This is a genomic window from Acinetobacter sp. 8I-beige, from assembly GCF_902505955.1.
Lineage (GTDB): Bacteria > Pseudomonadota > Gammaproteobacteria > Pseudomonadales > Moraxellaceae > Acinetobacter > Acinetobacter johnsonii.
This window is the reverse complement of sequence record NZ_LR732790.1, coordinates 1,904,594-1,925,804: the sequence shown is the minus strand read 5'-3', so window position 1 is coordinate 1,925,804 and position 21,211 is coordinate 1,904,594. Positions and strand designations below refer to the sequence as shown.

General features: G+C 42.5%; 22 protein-coding genes. 13 read left to right on the top strand and 9 right to left on the bottom strand.

The genetic code is table 11. The features are described 5' to 3' along the window. Window positions 1-71 precede the first annotated feature (71 nt). On the top strand, window positions 72-2,216 hold the full coding sequence (locus tag GVX98_RS09160; protein ID WP_159127869.1) for a TonB-dependent siderophore receptor: 2,145 nt from the start codon (window positions 72-74) through the stop codon (window positions 2,214-2,216). A gap of 170 nt (window positions 2,217-2,386) precedes the next feature. On the opposite strand, the gene GVX98_RS09155 is transcribed toward GVX98_RS09160, so the two are convergent. The 4 genes from GVX98_RS09155 to miaB form a co-directional block, all read right to left on the bottom strand. Continuing rightward, window positions 2,387-2,797, bottom strand: a complete 411-nt coding sequence (locus tag GVX98_RS09155) for a hypothetical protein (protein ID WP_004977849.1) — start codon at window positions 2,795-2,797, stop codon at window positions 2,387-2,389. 101 nt (window positions 2,798-2,898) lie between these two features. After that, window positions 2,899-3,378, bottom strand: a complete 480-nt coding sequence (gene ybeY / locus GVX98_RS09150; protein WP_004977848.1) for an rRNA maturation RNase YbeY — start codon at window positions 3,376-3,378, stop codon at window positions 2,899-2,901. Window positions 3,379-3,435: 57 nt separating this feature from the next. Beyond that, entirely contained in the window at window positions 3,436-4,512 is a 1,077-nt protein-coding gene (locus GVX98_RS09145) for a PhoH family protein (protein WP_004977846.1), read from the bottom strand. 38 nt (window positions 4,513-4,550) lie between these two features. Continuing rightward, window positions 4,551-6,008: a tRNA (N6-isopentenyl adenosine(37)-C2)-methylthiotransferase MiaB gene (miaB, locus tag GVX98_RS09140; protein WP_159127868.1), complete on the bottom strand. Its 1,458-nt coding sequence runs from the start codon at window positions 6,006-6,008 to the stop codon at window positions 4,551-4,553. A gap of 311 nt (window positions 6,009-6,319) precedes the next feature. Between miaB and GVX98_RS09135 the strand changes: the two genes are divergently transcribed. The 5 genes from GVX98_RS09135 (at window position 6,320) to GVX98_RS09115 (ending at window position 10,920) form a co-directional block, all read left to right on the top strand. Continuing rightward, window positions 6,320-8,287, top strand: coding sequence for a lytic transglycosylase domain-containing protein (locus tag GVX98_RS09135; RefSeq protein WP_159127867.1), 1,968 nt, complete (start codon window positions 6,320-6,322; stop codon window positions 8,285-8,287). Between the two features lie 27 nt (window positions 8,288-8,314). Beyond that, complete coding sequence (locus tag GVX98_RS09130; protein WP_228716280.1) at window positions 8,315-8,968, top strand: ribonuclease I; 654 nt, start codon at window positions 8,315-8,317, stop codon at window positions 8,966-8,968. A 169-nt stretch (window positions 8,969-9,137) separates the two neighbouring features. Continuing rightward, the gene (locus GVX98_RS09125) at window positions 9,138-10,124 is read left to right on the top strand and encodes a malate dehydrogenase (RefSeq protein ID WP_004691225.1); all 987 of its coding nucleotides are present in this window, start codon (window positions 9,138-9,140) and stop codon (window positions 10,122-10,124) included. A gap of 172 nt (window positions 10,125-10,296) precedes the next feature. Beyond that, window positions 10,297-10,557: a DUF2789 family protein gene (locus tag GVX98_RS09120; RefSeq protein WP_004691222.1), complete on the top strand. Its 261-nt coding sequence runs from the start codon at window positions 10,297-10,299 to the stop codon at window positions 10,555-10,557. A 105-nt stretch (window positions 10,558-10,662) separates the two neighbouring features. After that, window positions 10,663-10,920 (top strand): DUF2789 family protein, encoded by a 258-nt coding sequence (locus GVX98_RS09115; protein ID WP_004691219.1) that lies wholly within the window; start codon window positions 10,663-10,665, stop codon window positions 10,918-10,920. An 86-nt stretch (window positions 10,921-11,006) separates the two neighbouring features. On the opposite strand, the gene GVX98_RS09110 is transcribed toward GVX98_RS09115, so the two are convergent. Next, window positions 11,007-11,534 carry a hypothetical protein gene (locus tag GVX98_RS09110; protein WP_125274114.1) on the bottom strand — a complete coding sequence of 176 codons (528 nt, stop codon included), beginning with the start codon at window positions 11,532-11,534 and terminating at the stop codon, window positions 11,007-11,009. A gap of 71 nt (window positions 11,535-11,605) precedes the next feature. Continuing rightward, the gene (locus GVX98_RS09105; RefSeq protein WP_159127865.1) at window positions 11,606-12,208 is read right to left on the bottom strand and encodes a 2OG-Fe(II) oxygenase; all 603 of its coding nucleotides are present in this window, start codon (window positions 12,206-12,208) and stop codon (window positions 11,606-11,608) included. 115 nt (window positions 12,209-12,323) lie between these two features. Between GVX98_RS09105 and GVX98_RS09100 the strand changes: the two genes are divergently transcribed. The 7 genes from GVX98_RS09100 (at window position 12,324) to rimI (ending at window position 18,425) form a co-directional block, all read left to right on the top strand. Then, window positions 12,324-13,181, top strand: a complete 858-nt coding sequence (locus GVX98_RS09100) for a 23S rRNA (adenine(2030)-N(6))-methyltransferase RlmJ (RefSeq protein WP_004691214.1) — start codon at window positions 12,324-12,326, stop codon at window positions 13,179-13,181. Between the two features lie 44 nt (window positions 13,182-13,225). Continuing rightward, on the top strand, window positions 13,226-14,056 hold the full coding sequence (gene pssA, locus GVX98_RS09095; protein WP_005401245.1) for a CDP-diacylglycerol--serine O-phosphatidyltransferase: 831 nt from the start codon (window positions 13,226-13,228) through the stop codon (window positions 14,054-14,056). A gap of 27 nt (window positions 14,057-14,083) precedes the next feature. Next, the gene (locus GVX98_RS09090; RefSeq protein ID WP_159127864.1) at window positions 14,084-15,157 is read left to right on the top strand and encodes a DUF6670 family protein; all 1,074 of its coding nucleotides are present in this window, start codon (window positions 14,084-14,086) and stop codon (window positions 15,155-15,157) included. A 211-nt stretch (window positions 15,158-15,368) separates the two neighbouring features. Further along, window positions 15,369-16,547, top strand: coding sequence for an elongation factor Tu (tuf, locus tag GVX98_RS09085; RefSeq protein ID WP_159127863.1), 1,179 nt, complete (start codon window positions 15,369-15,371; stop codon window positions 16,545-16,547). Further along, a complete protein-coding gene (locus GVX98_RS09080) occupies window positions 16,507-16,686 on the top strand; it encodes a hypothetical protein (RefSeq protein ID WP_323843838.1) in 180 nt (59 codons plus the stop codon). Before tuf ends, GVX98_RS09080 begins: the two co-directional genes overlap by 41 nt. A gap of 294 nt (window positions 16,687-16,980) precedes the next feature. After that, window positions 16,981-17,862 carry a metal-dependent hydrolase gene (locus tag GVX98_RS09075; protein WP_159127861.1) on the top strand — a complete coding sequence of 294 codons (882 nt, stop codon included), beginning with the start codon at window positions 16,981-16,983 and terminating at the stop codon, window positions 17,860-17,862. 104 nt (window positions 17,863-17,966) lie between these two features. Continuing rightward, window positions 17,967-18,425 (top strand): ribosomal protein S18-alanine N-acetyltransferase, encoded by a 459-nt coding sequence (gene rimI / locus GVX98_RS09070; protein WP_159127860.1) that lies wholly within the window; start codon window positions 17,967-17,969, stop codon window positions 18,423-18,425. 29 nt (window positions 18,426-18,454) lie between these two features. Here rimI and GVX98_RS09065 read toward each other — a convergent pair whose 3' ends face one another. The 3 genes from GVX98_RS09065 to trxB all read right to left on the bottom strand — a co-directional run bounded on the left by GVX98_RS09065 (window position 18,455) and on the right by trxB (window position 21,063). Continuing rightward, window positions 18,455-19,270: an arginyltransferase gene (locus GVX98_RS09065; protein ID WP_125273874.1), complete on the bottom strand. Its 816-nt coding sequence runs from the start codon at window positions 19,268-19,270 to the stop codon at window positions 18,455-18,457. Between the two features lie 21 nt (window positions 19,271-19,291). Next, entirely contained in the window at window positions 19,292-20,023 is a 732-nt protein-coding gene (aat, locus tag GVX98_RS09060) for a leucyl/phenylalanyl-tRNA--protein transferase (RefSeq protein ID WP_159127859.1), read from the bottom strand. Window positions 20,024-20,109: 86 nt separating this feature from the next. Beyond that, window positions 20,110-21,063: a thioredoxin-disulfide reductase gene (gene trxB / locus GVX98_RS09055; protein ID WP_004694912.1), complete on the bottom strand. Its 954-nt coding sequence runs from the start codon at window positions 21,061-21,063 to the stop codon at window positions 20,110-20,112. Between the last annotated feature and the right edge of the window lie 148 nt (window positions 21,064-21,211).

Sequence of the window (21,211 nt, the reverse complement as noted above, 5' to 3'; positions counted from 1 at the left end):
TATAGCGAAGCGATGGGGTGAGAGCGTGCATGCCTTTAAATATTCGATCCCTGTTATAAGGACATAGTTTTATGTACAACTCTCCAACGTTAAATCGCTTCAAAGTTAGCCCACTGATGTTGGCTATGGCGGCAGCAACGGTATTTCTCCCGACGTTGGTATCTGCAGCAGCAATAGACAATGAAAGCACCCAGCTTGAAACCATCACTGTTCAGGCTGAGGAAGAGAATCCAGCCGTAACAGAAGGAACAAAGAGTTATACGGCTAAGAGTGCAAGTACTTCGACCAAATTAAATTTGTCGCTTCGTGAAACACCGCAGTCGGTTAAAGTTTTAACCCGCGAGTATTTAGATGATGCAAATATTAATTCTTTCCAAGATATGTTGAACAGCGTGACAGGAGTCACTACCAATCGCTGGGATGAACGTCAATATCCGACAGCACGTGGGTTTGATGTGGATTACTATTTATTTGATGGTGTTCCGAGTTCGTCTGAATTGGACATTGCAAGTGATCCAGACCTGAGTATGTATGATCGTGTGGAATTGGTGAAAGGCGCTAATGGGCTAATGACAGGTGCGGGTAATCCCTCGATTGCGATTAACATGGTGCGTAAACATGCCAATGCAAAAGAGTTAACGGGGACATTAAGCAGCTCTTATGGTTCGTGGAATGCATGGAATAGCATGGCAGATATTTCTGCACCTTTAAATGCGGATGGTACTGTGCGTGGGCGAGTTGTTGTTAAACATGAAAGCACAGACTCTTTCGCAGATTTGTACGAAAAAGAAAATAATTTATTTTATGGCGTGCTTGATGCAGATCTGACCGATAGCACATATGTGTCAGTTGGTGCAAGTTATCAGGAACTTGATCGTTCAGGCATTAAATGGGGGGGGTTACCTGCATTTTATAATGATGGTTCGCTAACAGATTTTGATCGTGATTTAACGGTAACCAGTGATTGGACCTATTGGAATACCAATACAACTACAGCATTTGCCCAGTTTAAGCAGAAGTTATTTAATGATATTACGTTGAATGTTAATTATGATTACCGCGAAATTGATGCAGAGACAGCATTATTATATCTGTGGTCCGAATCTGTAGATAAAGCAACCAATAGCAGTGGCGGGTTATATCCATACACAGATACTTCAAAGACTACGCAAAATAATGCAGATGTTTATATTTCTGCACCTTTCACTTTGGGTGGCCTACAGCAAGAGGTTGTTGCTGGATTTATGTATAACCAAAGTGAGCTGACTGACCGTTATTATGGATCACCAACTTTAGATAATGGAACGATTGATTTTAATAATTTTACGCCATCAAAAATTATTGGATCCATTAATAATAATGTCGCAAATCCATCTAATAAAACCACGCAAACAGGGGCTTATCTAGCAGGTAAGTTCACTTTGTTAGAGCCTTTAAAGTTAGTAACAGGTGTACGTGTATCTAACTGGGAGTATGAAAGTGAGGATGGCAATGGCAATCGTAAATATAATAATAAAGTGACGCCATACGCAGGATTGATTTACGACTTCTTAGAAGATTACTCATGGTATGCAAGTTATACCGAGATTTTTAAACCAGAAAATAAGCAAGACGCGAATCAGCAATATCTTGACCCACGTGAAGGTAAAAGCTATGAAACGGGCTTGAAGGGAGAGTTTTTTGACAAACAACTTAATGCATCAATGTCGGTATTTTTAACCCAGCAAGATAATGTGGCTGAGAAAATTGGATCAATTAAGATTGGCGATGAATTCAAAGATGTCTATAGCAGTACAGATAGTGTAGAGAGTAAAGGGTTTGAAATAGAACTAGATGGTAAAATTACCAATAACTGGGACATGAGTTTTGGTGTCGCTCATTTTAATGCCGAAGATGCGAATGGCAAAAAAGTACAAACGACTGCTGCGAGAACTTCAGCCAATCTATTTACCAAATATACACTCGATAAATGGAGTTTAGGTGGTGGCTTAAACTATAAGAGCGAGGCATATAAAGATGAGGCTGCGGGGCGCATTACGCAAGATGCCTATGTGTTGGCGAACTTGATGGCAGCTTATCAAGTTGATCAAAATATTAAACTTCAACTGAATGTGAACAATTTGTTTGATGAGAAATATTACGAAGGCTTAGGTAAAAATAGTATGGTATATGGTGCACCACGTAATGCAACGCTAACTTTCCGCTATCAATTCTAAAAATCTTGAGAAATACAGAAACAGCTTATTAATAGCCGTTTTTTATTAAAATGTGGATAAGTCTCGGCTTATTCACATGCTGTCTTGACTTGAGTAAGCATGTTCTCATTTTCAGACTTAAATGGCCGTATATTGGTTTTAAGTTGTTATGCTATTTGGGTTCGCTCAGTTTATTGGGTTGCGCGGACATAGGCCCCGTCTTGACGCCCACCGATCCAAGTCACAGTTAAATGAGACTCTTCCACATCTAGGCGGCTAGGAAAGATTTCTAAATGCTTGCTATATTTCGGCAGTGCCTTTAAACCAATGCAGTTGCCATTTTTCCACCATGTCCCCTCAGCATATTGATCTAAAGAGCCGACAGCTAAGTACCATTTAAATTTACCGTTGGTCTCTAGTAAAAGCTCGGAACCGACCTCCATAACACCCTGCAAATAATAATGTCCAGCCCACGCCTGAGCAGTGTCTTGAAACTTCACTTCTTGACAGGATGTTTGATTTTTATCATTGCTCTTGGCATAAAGTGGTGTAGTGCAAGATAGGGTGATAATGCAGAGTAGTTTTGAAATTGGTGTATGCATTTTTATAATCTCTTCATCTATTTTTTCATCTTGTATTATTTTTAGCATAAATAAACCCGACACATCGAGATGAATCGGGTGAGTTGTTTCAGATCTAATAGCTATTGTTCTAAATAAGGATTTTCAAAACCGAGTTTAGCCAAAATTTCAATTTCGATACCTTCCATTTCTTCAGCATCTGCTTCTGACGTTTCATGGTCATAGCCCATGAGGTGCAAAGTGCCATGTACCAACATATGAGTGAAATGCGTCAGTGGCGCTTTGTTTTGTTCTTTCGCTTCCAACAGCACCACAGGAATGCAAATGACTAAATCGCCAATCGGAAATGAGTCAAGAATTTGCGCCATTTCATCGGGTAAGTCGCTCGGGAAAGACAACACATTGGTTGATTTATCTTTGCCGCGATATTCCAAATTCAATTTATGACTTTCGTCATGGTCGACACAAGCAATGCCAATTTCACAGTTAGTCTGTGTGCCAATATGACGTAAAACAGTTTCTACAACTTTTTTGATATAGCCACGTTTCAAGACCAACTCAGGTGCTTGAAAGTCCTGTTGTAGAGAAAGACTCAGTTTCAAAATAGATCCTTAAATAATGATATCTGCGGGCATTTTAAAATGCCCGCAGACTTTAACTTAATGCTGAGCATCGGCAGCGGCATCATTTTCAGCCACTAAGGCCTCTTGACGCGCTTTGCGTTCAGCACGCGCTTCAGCAGTTAAGCGATGTTGTTCTGCATCCCATCCCTCATAAGCTTCAACAATTTTTTGCACTAATTGGTGACGTACTACATCACGAGAGTGGAAGCGGGTAATGTGAATTTCTTTGATTTTGTCGATGATGCGTAAAGCATGCGCCAGACCAGATTGCTGACCACGCGGTAAGTCGACCTGTGTGATATCGCCTGTAATCACTGCGCGCGAACCAAAGCCTAAGCGTGTGAGGAACATTTTCATTTGTTCAGGCGTGGTGTTTTGTGCTTCGTCTAAAATCACGAAAGAGTGGTTTAAAGTTCGACCACGCATATAAGCCAGTGGTGCGACTTCAATCACTTGACGTTCAATCAGTTTGGCCACTTTTTCAAAGCCAAGCATTTCATACAAGGCGTCGTAGAGTGGACGCAAATAGGGATCAATTTTCTGGCTTAAATCACCCGGTAGGAAACCAAGTTTTTCACCTGCTTCAACGGCAGGGCGAACTAATAAAATTCGTTGAATTTCATTGCGTTCTAGCATGTCGACTGCGGCTGCAACTGCGAGATAGGTTTTACCTGTACCCGCAGGTCCAATACCAAAAGAAATATCGCTTTGTAGAATACGCTGCACATAACGCTTTTGGTTGGCACCACGTGGATTGATACGACCTTTACGGGTTTGGAGCCACACTTCATCTAAACCAGTGTGCTCTTGCCCGTCGAGGTCTTCTTGCAATTCACGGTCAGTCTGACTGCCTTGAATCATGAGGTGTAAGGTGTCGGCACTGATTTGTGCCGTATTTTCCGCTTCTTCATGCAGGCGATGGAGCAGACCTTCGGCTCTCTCAACTGCATCCATTTCACCATCGACATAAAATGCATCACCTCGATGGGAAATAGTGACATCTAAACGCTGTTCGATTTGTTTCAAATGACCGTTATAAGCACCGAGCATGCTCTTTAAACGTTCTATTGAAACCCCAGGAAAAGTTACTGTACGTCGAATCGCTGCAGTCAAGAGAATTCCTTTAAGTAGTCAGAATCTATTCCCTTACATTACGCCACGTCAGGCTCAAGATTCAAGAGTTCACCATAAACAAAATTCAAAGTTTTAATCTCTGTCACTTCGATTTCAGCGAAACGTCCGACCCATGCTGCATCACCAATAAAACTCACACAACGAGTGTTATCCGCCGTACCAATCAGTAAGTTTGGATCTTTATCCGAAACTTTCTCGACCAAAACGCGTTGAATGGTGCCGAGCATGGCATCGGTCTTGTCAATACTGGAGCGTTTGATCCATTTTTGAACTTTACTGAGACGCTCTTTTTTCACCTCTTCAGAGGTGGTGTCTTCAAGATCAGACGCAGGTGTACCTGGACGTTTTGAATAAACAAAACTGTAGGAATGGTCGAAGTCCATATCTTTGATGAATTGATAGGTTTCTTCAAAGTGTGCATCGGTTTCGCCCGGGAATCCAATGATGAAGTCACTGGATAAATGCATATCTGGACGGACTTTGCGTAATTTGGCAATTTTGTCGATATACACATCAATGGTGTGGTTACGTTTCATGGCTTGCAGAACATCGTTTGAGCCGCTTTGTACAGGTAAATGTAAATGCGATACCATTTGTGGGAGGTCACGGTAACATTCAATCAAGTCATCATTAAATTCAAGCGGATGTGAGGTGGTGTAGCGTAAACGTCCAATCCCCGGAATTTCTGCTACCAGACGCAATAAGTCTGCAAAAGTACAAATATCGCCTTCGAATGTTTCACCGCGGTAACCATTGACGTTTTGACCCAATAAAGAAATCTCACGGACGCCTTTTTCGGCTAAGGTCGCAATTTCAGCTAAAACATCATCCAGCGGGCGAGAAACTTCTTCACCACGGGTGTAGGGCACCACACAGAATGAACAATATTTTGAACAACCTTCCATAATTGAAACAAAAGCCTTGTAACCTTCTACACGCGGTTCAGGTAAAAAGTCGAATTTTTCAATGTCTGGGAAAGAAATATCGACCAATTTGATTTTTTCTTTCTTGGGTTTTTCGATTTGATCAAAGTGCTGATCCAGCATTTGTGGCAAACGGTGTAAGGTTTGCGGGCCAAAAATCATGTCGACATAGTTGGCACGTTTTTGAATGTTGTCACCCTCTTGAGAGGCCACACAACCACCGACACCAATGATCAGGTCTGGATTTTTGTCTTTCAGCTTGCGCCAGCGACCCAATTCAGAGAACACTTTTTCTTGGGCTTTTTCACGAATCGAGCAGGTATTCATGAGTAGAATATCGGCTTCTTTCGGGTCTTGGGTCAGCACATAACCGTGCGAGTCGCCAAGTAAGTCTGCCATACGGTGACTGTCATACTCATTCATCTGACACCCTTGCGTTTCGATATACAGTTTTTTAACTGATCCATCGATGGCTGGGGTGTGCTGTGGCTGGGTAACAGTGTTTTCTGAGGCAGCTTGGGCACTATTTGGAATGAAGGTTTGAACCGTCATGTAGGCTCCTAAGGGGGGATAAATCTAGGTTTTTGTGTCTGATCAGTATCTGTGGCGGCGAAAGCAGAGCTTAGCTGGCGACAAAAAAAGGGTGATCAAACACCATGTGAAATCTACGAAAGGCGCATATTTTAGCAGGAAATCTGAATAAACTTATAGCTTTAAATCTGAAGCTAAAAAGATTGATTTGTGAAGTGAAAATGCAGGAAAATTAATATTGTCTAATCATAAGGTTACATAAGAGAACAATAGAGTCTGTTATGAGTTATTAAACTAATGAAAATGATGAGACGAGACTAGGCAATCCAAAGATGACTGAAGGCAAACCCATGTTAAAACGATTACAGAATAAATATTATCAAGTGTTTGCGTTGGGTGTAGCTGCCTTGGGTCTATCGGCAGCGACACATGCCGCAGATGAACAGTTTAATGATGCCTTGCGTGCAGCAAATGCAGGCAATGTTGGTTTATTACAGCAATATCAAAGCAGTATGCAGGATGATGTGCTGGGCTATTATCCTGAATACTGGGTGCTTAACAGTAATTTGGCGTTGCAACCTGCGGCGAATATTGTCAATTTTGCACAGCGCTATCCGCAATCTGCTATGGCTGAGAAGTTAGCAGCAGATTACATCGAAGAAAAAGTCAAAATGGCCGACTTTGCTTCTGCGCAGCCAGTATTGGCCTATGTGTCCAATGCAGATCGCGCAGAAAGCTGTGCCATGGCGCAAGTCCGTGCCAAGTCAGGCGATCCTTTGGTTTTTGCCGAATATAAAGATGTTTGGCTCACCACTAATTCACAACCTGAATCTTGTACAGGGCTGGGGCGCATGATGTTGTCTAGTCCACTGATGACGGAACAAGACAAACAACAACGCCTATGGTCACAGTTACGTGCAGGGCAGTCAGGCCAAGCAGTTGCAACCGCACAAACTATTGGCATGAATCTGTCTTTGGCTCAGCTGAACAGTATTCAAGCCGATCCACTGAACTATCTATGGTCCGCACCGAAAGCATCGGCGGCAGATCAAGCGTATTTAATTTATGCCATTGGGCGCTTAGCCGACAGTGATCTAAATACTGCACTGGCGTCGGTAAAGCGTGCTGCTGAGGGGACACCTGAGTCGGTGCAAAAAGCGTTGTACCGAGCCGTGGGGTATATCGGTGGTACAACCGTCATGAAAAATAATTTTAATGTCGAAGTGTTGCAAGCTTTCGATCGGAGCTATGGTTTAGCACTGAGTGAAGAAGAAGCTGAAATTTATGCACGCCAAGCCATTCGTTTCGGCGCATGGGAGAGTGTCATTCGTGCCATTGATGGCATGAGTGTGACGCAGAAACAAGAAGATCGCTGGCAGTATTGGTTAGCCCGTGCTTCAGAACAACGTGGTGATGCAAAATCAAAAGCACTGGCGCGCGAGATCTTCAAAAAATTGTCAGTAGGTGACGATTATCATAACTTATTGGCAAAAGATCGTATTGGTCAGCGTTATCAAACGATTCCAGCCAATACCCAACCGAGCAATGCGGATGCGCAGCGTTTGAGTCAAGATATTCACTTTAGCCGCGCTTTTGCACTGCGCAACGTCAATGCGCCAGACAATTATGTCAACCGTGAATGGAACTGGGCCGTTCGACAAGCTTATTTAAAACAAGATGATGGATTAATTTTGGCTGCTGCCAAACGTGCAACAGAAATGGGATGGTATGACCGCGCGATCTATGCAGCCGATCGAACCGTCAAGCAACATAACTACAGTTATCGTTATGCCATGCCGCATCAAAGCTATGTGGTCAGCCATAGTCGCAATGCAGGCATAGATCCTGCATGGGCGTATGGGTTAATGCGCCAAGAAAGCCGATTTGTTACCCATGCTCGCTCGCATGTTGGAGCAGGCGGTTTGATGCAAATCATGCCGGATACGGCAAAACTGGTCGCTAGACAAATGGGTGAAACCTATAATCCTGCTGCACTGAGTGATATGAATACCAATGTTCGTTATGGCACATTTTACTTGTCCATGATTCAAAGCCAATTAAGCAACAGTCCTGTACTTGCCACAGCAGGTTATAATGCAGGGCCAAATCGTGCGCGTCGTTGGCAGCCTGAAAATCAGCCGATTGCGGCGGATCAATACACAGAAAGTATTCCTTTGACAGAAACTCGTGATTACGTCAAGCATGTCATGAGTAATGCGACCCATTATGGTGTGCTGCTTGGACAGGGTCCACTGTCAATCACCCAGCGCATGCAAAATATTCCTTTTAGAAGTCAATAATAAAGGCCTAGGCATTTTATGGTTTTGATGTCATCCCAATCAGTCTTAACGCAAAAGCTTCTGCTATTAATCAGCAGCGGTATTGCTATGGGATTTTTTGCGACATCAGCCCATGCAACACCGACCGTGTTTGGCTATGTGATGGAAGTTCAAATGACACCCGCCGTGTGTTTGTTCGATAACCAAGGCTCAAAGAAACGGAAATGTTTGGAAGGCTATTCGCTCAATATCACAGGATTGTATCCTGAAACCACGACACGAGAGTGTCAGACCAAGTCTTCAGCCGTCCTGTCACCACTTCAGGCCAAAGTGGTGGCGAGAGTCATGCCCGATGAACATGCGCGTCGCCAGTTGTGGGCAGAAATTGGGGGGTGTGTGCCGATGAGTGCCAGTCAATATTTTCGTAACGTGATTAATTATGCAGAACGTTTAAAAATTCCCGCAGATTTGACTTCGTCTGAAAATAAAACCACGCAACTTAATATCTTACGAGGGCAGTTTCAGCGTTTGAACCCCGGGCTGCCTGCAAGCGGGTTACGTTTTAGCTGCCGTACTCACCGTCAAACCAATATTTTGACCGAAGTCAAGGTCTGTTATAAACCCAATGGTCAGTACAAAGGCTGTGCAGAGAATATACAAGAAAACTGCCCAAATTCTTTTGCGATCAAGGGTTCTTACTAATATCTTTCCTTAAATTAATTTATATTTCCTATCATACTTTTGTTGGAATTCATTCTCTTTTACATGCATCTGCCAAAGTATTGGAGTACAATCTTTGCCGTTTATGATTATTAAGATTAGATAGAACAGCTATTTAATCATATAACGTTCCTCAAATGGAGATAAGTACATGAAGCAACCTGTTCGCGTTGCCGTTACTGGCGCTGCTGGTCAAATCGGTTATAGCCTATTATTCCGTATCGCTAGTGGCGAAATGTTAGGTAAAGACCAACCAGTTATTCTGCAATTGTTAGAAGTTCCTTTTGAGAAAGCTCAAGCTGCGCTTAAAGGCGTAATGATGGAATTAGACGACTGTGCTTTCCCATTATTGGCTGGCATGATCGGTACTGATGATCCAAAAGTTGCATTTAAAGATGCTGACTACGCGTTATTGGTTGGTTCACGTCCACGTGGTCCTGGTATGGAACGTGCTGACTTATTGAAAGTGAACGGTGAAATCTTCATCGGTCAAGGTCAAGCACTAAACGAAGTTGCTAGCCGTGACGTTAAAGTACTTGTTGTAGGTAACCCTGCAAATACAAATGCTTACATCGCAATGAAATCTGCTCCAGATCTTCCAGCGAAAAACTTCACAGCAATGTTACGTCTTGACCACAACCGTGCGTTGACTCAAATTGCTCAAAAAGCAGGTGTTGCTGTAGCTGACATCAAAAACATGACTGTTTGGGGTAACCACTCTCCAACGATGTATGCTGACTACCGTTTTGCAACTGTAAACGGCGAAAGCTTAAAAGACAAAATCAACGATGCTGACTGGAACGCGAATGTATTCCTTCCAACTGTTGGTAAACGTGGTGCTGCGATTATCGAAGCGCGTGGTTTGTCTTCAGCTGCTTCAGCTGCGAACGCTGCGATCGACCATATGCGCGATTGGGCTCTTGGCACAAATGGCGAATGGGTAACGATGGGTATTCCTTCTGACGGTTCTTATGGTATTCCTGAAGGCGTAATGTACGGTGTTCCTGTAACTTGCGAAAATGGCGAATACACACGTGTTGAAGGCCTAGAAATCGATGCGTTCAGCCGTGAACGTATGGACAAAACTCTTCAAGAACTTGAAGAAGAGCGCGCAGCAATTGCTGACATGCTTAAATAATTAAAAACTAATCTGTTCAAGATCTGTTTTGAAAAAGCACTCCGTTTGGGGTGCTTTTTTATATGGGGGTGTGTTGAACAAAAAATAACATGCTGTGATGTAGATACAACTGAGCATAGATGGCCAACGGTTTATTCTAAAAGGGCATGATCAGAGCTTGAGGAGAACAATGATGTTTGACCAACAACCGACTTTAGAACTTTTATTTGAACAATTGGGGCTTGATGCGAGTGCGGAAGCAATCGATCAGTTTATTGAAACACACCAACTTACTTCAGACGTTCCATTGCATAAAGCACCCTTTTGGTCAAAAGCACAGCATGACTTCATTATCAGTAATTGGAAAAAAGATGATGAATGGGCAATGGTGGTCGACCTGTTAAATGAACAATTGCATACAGAACATACGCTTTCAGGATCGTGTCATTTATAATCACAAATTGAAACAACAAACCTAGTTTTATGACTAGGTTTTTTTAGAAAATACATATAAGTTAATTCAATAATAATTGACAATAGTATTGATAAGGAGGCCGAGATGCTCAGTCAACATAAACCATCCTTAGAGCTTTTATTTTCGCAACTGGGACTCGCCAATAGTGCGGCTGCCATCGAGTTGTATATTCGTACGCACCAACTTCCTGCTCATCAATCTTTACACGATGCACCGTTTTGGAATTCCGCACAACGTGCGCTATTAATCAGTCATTTGGTTCAAGATGATGATTGGGCGATTATGGTTGATGAACTCAATCAACAGCTACATCTTGATGCTTATAAACTTCAAACTGCCTAAATTGATCCTATGCCGTTGTGATTTACATAGTGGAATTGACCCATTAAAAAAACGCCTGATTTCAGGCGTTTTTTTATTTGTAGATTTTAGTGCAATTTACTTTGCATCAGCTTGATAAACCAATCTTCTTGATGAAGGTCAACAAAAGCTGCATGTTCACGCAGTAAAACGAAATCGAACTCGGTGCTTTTCGCATATTTGCTAAGCCAGTGTCGTGCCAATGCTGACTCTTTTCTACTGACTGAGGCATAGGCCAAAAACAGGTAAATATCGCCCTGACCATAGCTGGTCAGTGGTTTTAGAATTTGCTGTGTAATCAGTGCAAAGCGATCTTCTTTGGTGATTTCAAAGTACAGCATATAAGCCTTTGCAAGGTGCAAAGACAAATTGAGGTACAAAGACAGAGGCATTTCCTCAAACTCAATTCGACCTTGCTCAAGTAATACTACCGCTTCTTGTAAAAAGTGGACTTGCTCTTGGCGCAGTTGGCTCAGTGTGACCAACTGTAAGCGCAAATCAGCACGCTCAAGGGCTAATTCAGGGCTATTGCCTTGTAGGTAGAGTTGATCTGTTTCACCAATACGCTGAATAATTTGTTGACTGCTGGCACGCATCGGTTACATCCTCATCAATTGATGTTCAGTATATGAGGATACTTCTTACAATTTAAAGTCTTTTGCTTGAATCACAGGATTGTACTGTCACTCCGTAACCATCCAGTAATCGATAAACGCTGATGTTTAGCTTCTAAGACCTCATGCAGTAAGTTACTTTGAAACAGCGCAATACGATTCGGTTTGGGTTGTAGCACATGCCAAATGTCATTTTTATCTTGCAGATGAAGTTCACCGCCCCAATCGTCTTGCCAGTCTTCGTGTAAATAATAAACCGTAGAAATCATGCGGCCATTTTTGCCTTGAGGATTATCACGGTGTAGGGCATAAAACTCGCCAGCGTTATAGCAAGCAAAATGTGCTTCTACGTCTCGAATACCAAGATAAAAGGCACGATTTAGTTCCTGACCCAAACTATAAAGGGCTTGAACATGATGATGAGAAATAACGAGCTCGGGATTGAGCCATAAAATGTGATCACTACGGATGTTGCTGATGACACCGTTTTGAATAGCGGCTTCACGAAAGCGGTTTAAGTTCGAAGTGCATTCTTCAATGAGTTGATGTACATAGTCATTAGAATAAACGTCATCAATGATGGCAAAACCATGTTGATCTAAATCATCTAGGATTTGATCAACATTCCAAGACTTTGGGAGAAGAACTGCTTCCATTACATTAACCTAAAAAAGACAAAGAAAAGCCACGGTTATTCTAGTGTATGAAAGCAATCTGAACGAAACTATTTTTCATGCTAAAATACTCATTGATTTTAGGAATGATAGAAACATGAATTACCGTCACCACTTCCATGCAGGTAACTTTGCAGATGTCATGAAGCATGTCCTTTTGCTTCAGATTTTGACTCGCCTCAATCAAAAAGATAAACCGTATCGTTATATTGATACGCATGGCGGTGCTGGTAAATATGATTTATCGACTTCAGAAGCACAAAAGTCGGGTGAGTTCTTAAATGGTATTCACCGTTTAGTAAAACTTGATGACTCGATTAAGCGTAATGCGCCTGAAGGTGTTCAGCAGTATTTAAAAATTGTTGAAAAAATGCGTGAAGGTTCAGGTAAGGGCGCTTATCCAGGTTCGCCGTGGTTTGCACTGGAAGGCATGCGCGAAATCGATAAAGCCACTATTTTTGAAATGCAACGTGATGTATTCCAACAGTTGTATTACAACGTTCGTGACAAACGCGCGGGCTTACATGAGCGCGATGCGTATGAAGGGCTATTTGGCGTTATTCCACCCAAAGAAAAACGCGGTTTGGTGATGATTGATCCACCTTACGAAGTGGAGCGTAAAGATTTCCCTCAATTGGTTGATCTCATAGCGACTGCATATAAAAAATGGCCAACGGGTGTGTTTGCAATTTGGTATCCAATCAAAGACCGTGCCATGATTGATCGTTTTGAAAAGAAAATGATTAAAACCGGTATTCGTCGTCAGTTGATCTGTGAAGTATGTGTTTGGCCAGATGATACTCCAGTGGGCTTAAACGGTTGTGGTCTATTGGTGATTAACCCACCTTGGAAGTTTTCTGAAGACGCAGATGAGGCGCTACAATGGTTATTCCCACATTTACGTATGAGTGAAAATGGTGGTCATGCTGCTGTTCGTTGGTTAGTTGGCGAATAAAGATAGACTAGTAAGAGAAAAGGCTAGATTAGGATCGACAGAGAATGACAAATATAAATAAACCTGAAAGCGAATCTTCACCCCGCAGTACGCCTACTTTTGATGGGATTACTTTTGAGGTAGAAGAAGAAGAGCACACACAGGAAGGTCAAAAAGTAAAACGTCGAGGTATTTATTTGTGGCCGAACCTGATTACAACGGCAGCGTTGTTGTCAGGCTTTTATTCCATCATTGCCAGTATGAATGGCAACTTCCAGCAAGCGATTTATGCCATTTTCTTGGCAGCGTTGTTGGATGGCTTGGACGGCCGTGTTGCACGAGCAATTGGTGCGCAGAGTGCTTTTGGTGAGCAGTATGATTCTTTATCTGATCTATTGGCATTCGGTGTTGCACCCGCTATTTTGATGTATAGTTGGAGTTTGGATTCGCTCGGTCGTATAGGTTTGGCGTGTTGCTTTGTCTACACCGCCTGTGCTGCGTTCCGTCTAGCTCGTTTTAATGTGCAAATCGGTGTGGTCGATAAGCGTTACTTTATTGGTGTAGCTAGTCCACTTGCTGCGATTATTATTATTTCATTGGTTTGGGTCGGACTCGATTTCCCCGAAATTTTTGATATTCGTGAGCGGGGGATTCAAGCCATCAGCGCAGCAGTGATTGTGTCTGTCGGACTCCTCATGATTTCGAATATTAAATATTATTCATTTAAAACGGTAGATCGTAAGCGAGTACCATTTTTTGTCCTTCCTATTGCGGTCTTTATTTTTGCTGCAATGACTTACAATATTCCTGTGGGTATTTTAGTTATTTCTTTGATTTATGCACTATCTGGCTTTGTTACTACATTTTTAGCACGACGTCAGCACAGCCCATCATGAGTTAATGATATGTAGAAGGAGTATGATATGTGGTTGTTTCAAGATTTTCTCGATCAGTCTAAACAACTTAATCAGGCTCCTTCACGGTCACTTCCTGCTTATCACCCACCCAATAAAAAATATAAAATTATTCATCAAGCTTTAAACATTCCCAATCTTCCAGCACCATTACATTATTTAAATTTTTTGAGCATGATTGGTCAGCCCAATACGCCCATGTTTCGGAATAACAGTGCAATCAGAACTACACCCTTAGATACCGCGACCGTATTGGCCAGTAGTAGTCCACATATGGCAGGGCAACTGAACCGCTATTCAATTTCTGCGGAATGTTCATTTCAAGAAAAAACATTTAAATTTGCCAATAAAGAACAGCTCATGGGGGCATTCCCAAAATTTCAAATTCAAAGAAAAGACACAGAATTGAGTTTTGAAATTGAAATAACAACAACACCACTGATCTCACATTTCACCAAATTGCGTTTTGGTCTTGCTGAGCATTGGTCTGTATTGTGTCGATGTCAGGGAGAAGTTAAATATAAAGAACAGCGCTATGACATTGATCAGTTGGGAGCTTTTGAATACGCGCGCAGTATCGACTTTAGTTATTTACCCTTAGCGTTTTTCACATATCAAGTCATTAATCTAGTAGATCAGCGTCAGTTATTGTTAGAACAAATTCGAGATTCATTTAATCGAATTGTACAGTCACGTATCTATATACGTGATTTGCACAAACAACAAACCCATATGTTTGATCGGATGGTGCGCTTTCAAGTTCATCGTGTTTATCCTGCTGTGAAAACCCCCAATGGGCAAAAAATGTATTTGCCGCGAGAATTTGAATGGCATTATCAAGACGAGCAGGGACATCACATCCATCTTTGCGCGCAAAGTCGTGGTGATTTTAAATTTGGTTTAGCTGCAGGTTATGTGGGGAGCTTTAAATATCAACTCAAAATGGGTAATTATGAGGAACAGGGCGAAAGTGGTTATTGTGAATATGTGGATTGTCGTGCATTAAAGTGGCAAGAAAAAAATTCTCAGGAAAAAATACACAATGAAATTGAGGAAATTATTCCCTTTTCACTCAAAAAATAAGAAAAAAGCATCATTTTGCTGAATAAATAAACAAGTGGGAGTTTTTTTATAAATAATTGAGAAAAGGGGGTTGTGTTGGGTGTGAAATGCTGTAGAATGCACATCCATCGGCGGTGATGTTGATTAAAACTTGTTGAGAAACAAGGATTTAGCCCAAGCGGTAGAATCTGAAAGTCTTGAATAAGTTTAAAAATAATTAACAAAACCAGTCATGGCTAAGGCTAAGTTTGAACGTAATAAGCCACACGTTAACGTGGGCACAATCGGTCACGTTGACCATGGTAAAACAACTTTAACAGCTGCAATTGCAACTGTATGTGCGAAGAAATTCGGTGGCGAAGCGAAAGACTACGCTGCAATTGACTCTGCACCAGAAGAAAAAGCACGTGGTATTACAATTAATACTTCACACGTAGAATACGATTCTCCAACTCGTCACTACGCACACGTAGACTGCCCGGGCCACGCCGATTATGTTAAAAACATGATTACTGGTGCTGCTCAGATGGACGGCGCGATCCTTGTATGTGCTGCGACTGATGGTCCAATGCCGCAGACTCGTGAACACATCCTTCTTTCTCGTCAGGTTGGTGTACCTTACATTCTTGTATTCCTTAACAAGTGTGACCTTGTTGATGATGAAGAACTTCTTGAATTAGTAGAAATGGAAGTTCGTGAACTTCTTTCTACTTATGACTTCCCAGGTGATGACACTCCAGTTATCCGTGGTTCAGCTCTTCTTGCACTTAACGGTGACGCTGGTCAGTATGGCGAAGAAGCGGTTGTTGCGCTTGTTGACGCACTTGACACTTACATTCCAGAGCCAGTACGTGCAATCGACCAAGCATTCTTAATGCCAATCGAAGACGTATTCTCTATTTCTGGTCGTGGTACAGTAGTAACTGGTCGTGTAGAAACTGGTATTGTGAAAGTAGGCGAATCAGTTGAAATCGTTGGTATCCGTGATACTCAAGTAACTACAGTTACTGGCGTAGAAATGTTCCGTAAACTTCTAGACGAAGGCCGTGCGGGCGAGAACTGTGGTGTTCTTCTACGTGGTACTAAGCGTGAAGACGTACAACGTGGTCAAGTACTTGCTAAACCAGGTGCAATCAAGCCGCACACTAAATTCGATGCAGAAGTATACGTACTTTCTAAAGAAGAAGGTGGTCGTCACACTCCATTCCTTAACGGTTACCGTCCACAGTTCTACTTCCGTACAACTGACGTAACTGGCGCGATCAAATTACAAGATGGCGTTGAAATGGTTATGCCTGGTGACAACGTAGAAATGTCAGTAGAATTAATCCACCCAATCGCAATGGACCCAGGTCTACGTTTTGCGATCCGTGAAGGTGGCTGGCGCGATCAAATTACAAGATGGCGTTGAAATGGTTATGCCTGGTGACAACGTAGAAATGTCAGTAGAATTAATCCACCCAATCGCAATGGACCCAGGTCTACGTTTTGCGATCCGTGAAGGTGGCCGTACAGTTGGTGCTGGTGTAGTTGCTAAAGTAACTGCATAATCATCTAATTGTGTGAAAAAAAGCGCTCCTTTGGGGCGCTTTTTTTTATTTCTTCATCTTAGCAATTAAGTGATTATTTTAGGGCAAGATACAGCATGCTTTAGTGTTCATCCTAAAAATAGCGTAGAACTTTACGCACACTAAACTGTCTAACAATCCACCCTGAAAACTGTCCTAAACTGATATTTTGCTGACCCTAACTGCACTTATGGGCGGAGCCCAATCACGTAAGATAAAAAGACGAAAACAACTATAAGTAATGGATGTCTTCAGGATATTCATAGGAGCAGAAAGATGAATGCAAAGGTAAAAATCACCAACCGTGCGGGCGCGAGTTTCCCTGTACGTCGGATGAACTTTGAGTTTGAAAGCGTACCTGAATATTGGATGAATGGTTCAGCTGGACTGACCCATTTTATGACTGCGCTTTCGGCACTCTTTCCAGCAGGTGAAATGTTTTTTATCGACAGTGTTCGTGCCGTTAGACAGCATCCCTCAATCAAAGACAATGCCGAATTACAAAAAGAGATTTCAGCCTTCATTGGTCAAGAAGCGATGCACACACAAGAGCATGAAGGTTTTAATGCGTCGGCACAAAAGTATGGGCACGATGTTGCAACACTTGACCGCTATACCGACCGTGCAATTCAAACCACACGTAAAGTGTTTGCTTTTCTAGGCAAGCCTGTGGGTATTACTCAAGAGATGGTGGATTTAACAGCCACCACCGCGCTGGAACATTTTACTGCAACGATTGCCTCTCAGTTGTTGGTCAATAACCACATTCAAGAGCTAATGAGCGATGAAACCATGAAAACCATGTGGTTATGGCATGCTATTGAAGAAAATGAGCACAAAGCTGTGGCTTATGATGTGTTTGAGGGAGTTTTTGGAAAGGGAGTCAAATCCTATCTACTACGAACGGGATCGCTGGTTGCAGCCATGGCCATTTTATTTTGTGTGCAGTCGTATTTTGTGTTTCGTTTATTACAGCAAGATAAACAGCTGAACAGGACTGCGCTGAAAGATATTTATACCTATGCGTATAGTCCATCGAAAGGAATTATTACCGGGATGGCACGTGAAATGATCATGTACTTTAAACCAGGTTTTCATCCTAATCATCATGACACCGATGCGTTACTTGAGAAGTGGAAGCTAAAATTAGGTTTTTAAGCGGTTTTGGTTCTTTGAGCGATGTAAATCGCTCTTTTTTTTGTTCGGTTTTTAGCACAAATTTTTTATACTGTAACCTCCACATTTTAGAAAGATAAACGAAGATGATTCGTTTAATGCAAGCTACGGACTTAAGCCAAGTTGCGCAGATTGAAAATTTAGTTCAAACCCATCCTTGGAGCCTAAAACAGTTCCAAGAGTCTATGCAGTCTTATCATAGTACCGTGATTGAACAGGCAGGGCAGGTCGTGGGCTTTTGTATCCTCCAACCTGTTCTTGATGAGGCTAATTTATTGTTGATGGCCATTCATCCAAGCCAGCAAGGCAAAGGGCTGGGTTACCAGTTATTAGATGCATCACTGGCACAACTCAAAAACAACCCGCTACAGGTGTTCTTAGAAGTCCGTGAGAGCAATCAAGCAGCCATTGCCTTATATGAGAAGTCTGGTTTTCATCAAATTGATTTGCGTAAAAATTATTATCCTAAACCAGATGGTGGTCGTGAGCATGCCATTATTATGGTGAAATCGTGTAGTGATGACTTTTCCGAGTTGTTTAAATGAGAGAACAGTTAAGCTTCTGTATGGCGCCATTATTTAATAATGGCGTTATTCCACCCCGAAGGTAGGGTGGTCATTAAGGAGTTTCCCAATTGCTGCACTTCCTCGCTGCTCAGGCTATGATTGAGTCTGCGCCACTGACCATCAATCAACAATTCTAGTGGTAAATACTGCGATTTATAGTTCATTTTTTCTGAGTGCGGTACCCAATAGCCCAAATACACAAACTGTAAAGCGCGTGCTTTGGCGAGCTCTATTTGTTTTAAAATGGCGAAAGTGCCGAGTGAGCGTTTGTTTTCATCGGGATCAAAAAAGGTATAAACCGCAGATAAACCATCATCTAGAGGATCGCAGGTCGAAACACAGATGAGCTGGTCTTCTTTCCACAGTTCTAAGAAGAAGCTATCGGTACAGCTATGGACGAGGAATTTATCAAACTGATCACGGCTAGGCGGGAACATGTCTCCATCTGCATGCCGTTTAAAAATATAGCGCTCATATAAGTCATAATGTTTTTTGGTGGCATCCGCAGTGCGGGTAATTTTTAAAGTGAGGTCTTGATTGCGTTTCCATGCTTTTTTTTGACTGCTGTTCATTTTAAATTCGCGCACAGGTACGCGGCTAGATAGGCACTGTCGACACAGATGACACTCTGGGCGGTAGACAAAATCACCACTCCGGCGAAAACCCACCCGAGAAAGTTCGGATAGCGTGACGACATCAATACGATGCGCTGGATCGAGAAATACCATCCGGGCTGACTTTTTTTCTAGATAGCTGCAGTCATGCGGTGGCGTGATGTAATACTGTAAATCATTCAGTAGGGACTTCGGGTGATACGAATTCATGATAAATCCCTCTATTATTCTTTATTCAGTCAGTCGCGCATTTTGCGCTATTGTTTTACTTGAAAATACACCCTCCTGATACATTTTCCAATCGATAGCGGGTTGATTTACAACATCTTGTAACGATTTTAAGTAGGTTTGCCGAGAAAGTGTACAAGCACCAAGGCTTAAAAGATGATCATTGACCAATTGGCAGTCGATCCAAGGCAGCTTATTTTCACGCCCAATCAACATCAGCGTATAAAATGCCATTTTTGAGACATCCGTTTCGGTACTGAACATGGACTCCCCAAAGCAGCCGTGTCCAATGCTGATGCCGTATAGTCCACCAACCAAGCGTGTTTGATCCCAAACTTCAACGCTATAGCCATAACCAGCATCAAACATTGCACAGTAGCCATCTATAATGTCTTCACTGATCCACGTGTCACCAGCGTAGCTGCGTGGTAGTGAGCAGGCACGGATCACCCGTTCAAAAGCTTGATTGATGGTGATGCGATAATCTTGCTTTTTCATGCTCCGAAGGAGAGTTTTACTGGGCTGATAATCCTGCGGACGGATGATGCAACGTGGCTCGGGGCACCACCAGCAAATGGGCTCGCCTGTTGAGAACCATGGAAACAAACCATGGGTATAGGCTTCAAACAGGGTAGAAGGGGAGAGGTCTGCACCGATACAAATTAAGCCTTCACCCTCGGGGTCAACTTCAAGCGGATCGGGAAAGATATACTCAGAAGGCGGTAACTGCTGCATAGTGGTGTGTATACATGATAAAAAATGACTTTAAGATCATACATAAAAAAACCGCCTATGGAAGGCGGTCTTTTTCAAGGCTCAGATTATTCGCCTAAAGCATCCAAATACTTTTCCGCATCTAGCGCAGCCATACAGCCAGAACCCGCTGAAGTGATCGCTTGACGATAAACGCTATCAGCAATGTCACCTGCTGCGAATACACCAGCGACAGAAGCAGCTGTGGCATTACCAGATGTACCGCTTTGAACTTGGATATAGCCATCACGTAAGTTCAATTGACCATCGAACATTGCGCTGTTTGGTTTGTGGCCAATTGCGACAAACAAACCTTGAACATCAATATCTTGTGTAGATTCGTCTTGAGTCGATTTTAAGCGAACTGCGGTTACACCCGTGTTGTCACCTAAAACCTCATCCACTTGGTGATTCCAAATGATGCTGATTTTGCCTTCTTTTTCTTTCTCAAATAAATGATCTTGAAGGATTTTTTCAGAACGCAATGAATCACGACGGTGAACCAAAGTCACATGCGATGCAATGTTAGACAAATATAGTGCTTCTTCAACGGCAGTATTACCGCCACCCACAACCATGACTTTTTGGTTTTTGTAGAAGAAACCATCACAGGTTGCACATGCGCTCACGCCTTGGCCCATAAAAGCAGCTTCAGACTCAAGACCTAAGTACTGAGCGGTTGCACCTGTGGCAATAATCAGTGCATCACAAGTGAACTCATCCATGTCACCTTTGAGTACAAATGGACGTACAGAAAGATCGACTTCATTGATATGATCGTAGATGATTTCGGTACCAAAGCGTTCCGCATGCGCTTGCATACGTTCCATCAGTGCAGGACCTGTTAAGCCTTCAGGGTCACCCGGCCAGTTATCGACTTCAGTTGTTGTCGTTAGCTGACCACCGAGTTGGATACCCGCAATCAATGTAGGCTTTAAGTTGGCACGCGCAGCATATACCGCAGCGCTGTAACCCGCAGGGCCTGAACCGAGAATAATCAAACGTGAGTGACGAGCGCTCATACGTAGAATCCTTTTTTTATTTAGAAATTTGTGGAATTATACGTGAAACTCTATAACAGTTGTGTGAGTTCAATGTCGATATTATTGATCAATCAAATCGATTTGAGCTATATAGAAGAAATATGCGGTGTAGAGCGGGAAAAAGTGG